Consider the following 2,975-nt stretch of genomic DNA (forward strand, 5'->3'; position numbering starts at 1 on the left):
GCATAACCATGTGTAGAATCAATGAGAAAGTGATCATTTTAAATACACTGCCGAGATGACCTGTGAGGTCACCTAAAAAACAAACAACAAAAAACATTAAATATCATAACCTTAAATGTATTCTTTGTTTATTTTCAAACCCAGCGTGATATCTCATCTCCTTTCCACACAGATCGGTCAAAGATCCACCAACGACGATTTTATCCACATCAGTAGTGAACACTTCAGCATCACGTCAGAAAAATCAACCCTAAACTGAGGTTAAAACCCCTGTTTATTGATCCAGACCTCCGTAATCCTGCGTTTTCGACGCCACACTCTGTGGATAAGTTATGAATAGATGATCTTTTGGGCAAAACGATCGTTATCTGACCATTCCCGGGACAACACTCGCCATTCCGTTGTGCTGGAAAAATTTGTTACCATACTGCGGATGATCGTCGGCGGAAACAGTCATGAAACCAGAACCTCAGTCAGAACAAGAACTCCTCGAACGCGCTATGGGCATTGCCGGCCACTCATTTGCAGAACTGGCAAAGGAAGCGGGTATGGCCGTCCCGCCGGATTTGCGCCGCGACAAAGGCTGGGTCGGACAACTGCTTGAATGGCATCTGGGTGCCACCGCAGGCAGCAAACCGACCCAAGATTTTGCCCAGTTGGGTATCGAACTGAAGAGTATTCCGATCAGCCATAGCGGAAAACCGCTCGAAACCACCTTTGTTTGTGTCGCGCCACTGACCGGGGTGCATGGCCTGACTTGGGAACACAGCCATGTACGCAATAAACTGTCGCGTATCCTGTGGGTACCCGTGCAAGGCGAACGTGAAATTCCCCTGCCTGAACGACGGGTGGGCTCACCTTTACTTTGGTCGCCAGACGCTGATGAAGAAGCGCAGCTCAAACAAGATTGGGAAGAACTGATGGAATTGATCGTGCTGGGTCAGGTGGAACAGATCACCGCCCGTCATGGTGAGGTGCTACAGCTACGCCCCAAAGCGGCCAACGGCCGGGTGGTCACCGAAGCCTATGGCGCCACAGGCCGGCCAATCAAAACCCTGCCACGCGGGTTCTATCTGCGAACGCAGTTTACTGCCCGTATTTTGCAACGGAACTTTCTCTCTTAGCTCACCAGATGCGCTAATGACTGATGTGGTTCGCCAGTGATAACTCAATATCGCAATAACACTGGCCATCGGGGCTGCCGCACTCATCATAGGCGTTATGCAGCCGCAAGTACGCCCGTTCTACCCCCAGCCGGATCAATTCCTCTTTGACCTGCTCAATAGAGTCGAAGTGCAGCGTTTCACCCGCTTGCTTGATCGGCTCCAGCCGGTGTTTAAATTCAACCGCCAGCAAATACTGGGACAAATCAGAACATCCGATAACAAACACTTTCGGCGGTTGATAACTATCTTTGTGCGGGGCGTGAATCCACTTATCCAGTTGGTGTCTCTGCATAAATCACCTCCTTAGCACAAAGTTTAGCTAAGCCATCTGTTTTTGCGAATCCCGTCTGTTTCTGCTTCCCCTCAGACAAACTCTTCCCCTATAGTGGGAGAATCACAACAAGCAAGGAAGGACTATGCAATACACCAAGCTGCCTCATTCAACGTTAGAAATCAGTAAGATCTGCCTTGGCACGATGACCTTCGGTGAGCAAAACACACAAGCGGAAGCGTCCAGCCAGCTGGATTGCGCACTTGAGCGCGGAGTGAACTTCATTGATACGGCTGAAATGTATCCAGTGCCACCCAAAGCGGAAACTCAGGGACGCACGGAAGAGTTTATTGGGAACTGGCTGGAAAAGTCGGGGAAACGTGAAAAAATAGTGCTGGCGACCAAGGTTGCCGGGCCTCGTAATGTCCCGTACATCCGAGATCACATGAGTCTCGATCGACGCAATATCCATCAGGCAATTGACGACAGCCTACGCCGTCTTAAAACCGACTACGTCGACCTGTATCAACTGCATTGGCCTCAGCGTCAGACCAACTGTTTCGGCCAGCTCAACTATCCTCATCCAGACAGTCAGGATGAAGTCACACTGATTGAAACCCTTGAAGCACTGAGTGACCTGGTTAAAGCCGGTAAAGTGCGTTATATCGGTGTCTCGAATGAAACGCCGTGGGGCGTGATGACACTGCTGCGTTTGGCCGAAAAGCACGAACTGCCACGCATCGTCTCAATTCAGAACCCCTATAACCTGCTCAACCGCAGCTTTGAAGTCGGTTTGTCGGAAATCAGTCACTTTGAAGGCGTTCAGCTGCTTGCTTATTCGCCACTGGCGTTTGGTTGCCTGAGCGGTAAATATCTCAACGGTGCGCGTCCGGAAGGGGCTCGCTGCACTTTATTTGAACGCTTTGTCCGCTACTTTACGCCACAAGGCGTCAAAGCCACGCAAGCGTATGTCGATTTAGCGCGTGAGCACGGCCTGGATCCGGCTCAGATGGCGCTGGCATTTGTCAATCAACGTCCGTTTGTGGCCGCCAATATAATTGGAGCCACCAACCTGGAACAATTGAAGTCGAACATTGACAGTATTGAAGTCGAATTAACTCAGGAGTTGCTTGAGGGCATTCAGCAGATCGGAACGACTTACTCCAATCCTTGCCCATAAAGGGTTCCGGGTCAGGTATCAGCACCTGACCCGGTCAGATTACGTAGGTATTCGCGCACTGAGTACTCGACGCAGATGACGCACACGACGTTCCGCTTTAACTGCATCAGGTTCAGACATACCGACCGGACGGCCATCTTGTTCCAAACCGATGTCTCGTAGCAGATGGACGTTGTTCCACGGTAAATCGTGAGCGCTACGGCGCAACTTGCGTTTCCAAACTCGTTCTTCACGTTTCAGATCAGCGCGTACCAGTAAGGTGGCTAGTTTCAGGTAGACAGAATGACTCATGGTATTTCTCCAGTAGATTAAGAGTAAGTTACTGGGAAAATAGCAGTCTGGAAAAATGGGAGTACAA

Annotated in this window: 4 protein-coding genes; 2 read left to right on the forward strand and 2 right to left on the reverse strand. The window is 50.3% G+C overall.

Features of this window, described 5'->3' with window-relative positions; translation table 11 throughout:
* Positions 1-455: 455 nt before the first annotated feature.
* The gene (mutH, locus tag CAG65_RS02310) at positions 456-1,124 is read left to right on the forward strand and encodes a DNA mismatch repair endonuclease MutH (RefSeq protein WP_021705641.1); all 669 of its coding nucleotides are present in this window, start codon (positions 456-458) and stop codon (positions 1,122-1,124) included.
* A 13-nt stretch (positions 1,125-1,137) separates the two neighbouring features.
* Here mutH and CAG65_RS02315 read toward each other — a convergent pair whose 3' ends face one another.
* Positions 1,138-1,458 (reverse strand): DUF6482 family protein, encoded by a 321-nt coding sequence (locus CAG65_RS02315; protein WP_021705642.1) that lies wholly within the window; start codon positions 1,456-1,458, stop codon positions 1,138-1,140.
* 124 nt (positions 1,459-1,582) lie between these two features.
* On the opposite strand from CAG65_RS02315, the gene CAG65_RS02320 reads away from it, so the two are divergent.
* Entirely contained in the window at positions 1,583-2,617 is a 1,035-nt protein-coding gene (locus CAG65_RS02320; RefSeq protein WP_021705643.1) for an NADP(H)-dependent aldo-keto reductase, read from the forward strand.
* Between the two features lie 39 nt (positions 2,618-2,656).
* Here the strand turns inward: CAG65_RS02320 and CAG65_RS02325 are convergent, their stop codons facing one another.
* Positions 2,657-2,908, reverse strand: coding sequence for a hypothetical protein (locus tag CAG65_RS02325; RefSeq protein ID WP_021705644.1), 252 nt, complete (start codon positions 2,906-2,908; stop codon positions 2,657-2,659).
* Between the last annotated feature and the right edge of the window lie 67 nt (positions 2,909-2,975).

The organism is Vibrio sp. V39_P1S14PM300, assembly GCF_009904765.1.
Lineage (GTDB): Bacteria > Pseudomonadota > Gammaproteobacteria > Enterobacterales > Vibrionaceae > Vibrio > Vibrio proteolyticus.